2 protein-coding genes are annotated in these 852 nt (G+C 50.8%); both read left to right on the top strand.

The features are described 5' to 3' along the window. Window positions 1-215 precede the first annotated feature (215 nt). Window positions 216-389, top strand: coding sequence for a hypothetical protein (locus ACYVM0_RS26985; RefSeq protein WP_460562621.1), 174 nt, complete (start codon window positions 216-218; stop codon window positions 387-389). 154 nt (window positions 390-543) lie between these two features. Beyond that, on the top strand, window positions 544-852 hold a 309-nt coding region (locus tag ACYVM0_RS26980), incomplete at its 3' end, for a hypothetical protein (RefSeq protein WP_460562619.1).

The following is an 852-nucleotide window of genomic DNA, read 5'->3' as shown; positions in this document are numbered from 1 at the left end:
CGGTGTCCCTATCCACCGGTAGCGCTGCAAGGTGTCCTCTCCCATCTTGTTGCGTAAGGGTCGCTAGAACTCATCCCGCTAGCGGCCCTTTTTTATGCCTGAAATCCATCGTTCTACCGTTGGTGCTGTACTGTCCTATCCATGATGTTGATCGGATAGTGCCACAAGGCTAATCTAGCTCCACACACAGCGGCCACGGCTGATAGGAGATGAGGATGAAATTCAAGCTGACTCACGTTAAAAGTGATGGTGAAGTATGTGGGATTACTTACCCGACGCTCGATGAGGCAATTTATTTTGGATTCCAAGCTGTTGAGTTTCTTCCTGATATGAAGGTTGGATATATCAAGGCCGATGATATTGGAGACATTTGGGAGCGCATCGAATGACTGACCAAGAGCGAGCAATGCAGCGGGCCAAGAATCCAGGAAAGTCATCTTGGCGAGCATGGCACGGAACGTCTGAGCAGGTTAAGCGGGATAGAGAGAAGGCAGAGCGGGTTGCGCCGTTGCACTCGCGGGTTATTCGATAAGGAGAGATGGGATGATGCGGGATTACATCGACTACGCTGACCTTGAGCGCTATCTTCTGGAAGAGGCTGAGTCCAGTGGCGCGGGCAATAGTGTGATGAACGAGGTTCGCCTTGCTGCTAAGATGGCTGGGAACTTGTATGTTGATTACTGCAAGCTTCGCAAGAGTCATGGCGAGCATCTGGATGAGATGAATAGCCTGAAGAATCGTTGCATCAACCTTGAGAATCGACTTGAGGCTACTGAAGCAGCGCTGGACGAAGCTAAGTATAGACTTGCTCCGGATTGGTCTAGGGTTCCGGGCTGGGCCAAATATTACACG

Source organism: Ferruginibacter profundus (genome assembly GCF_054783275.1).
The sequence above is the reverse complement of the archived record's forward strand: the minus strand, read 5'-3'. Positions and strand labels throughout refer to the sequence as shown.

What these genes read in the sequence shown, in the direction of transcription:
- ACYVM0_RS26985 (WP_460562621.1), top strand. Translation starts at nt 216, where the DNA reads ATGAAATTCAAGCTGACTCACGTTAAAAGTGATGGTGAAGTATGTGGG.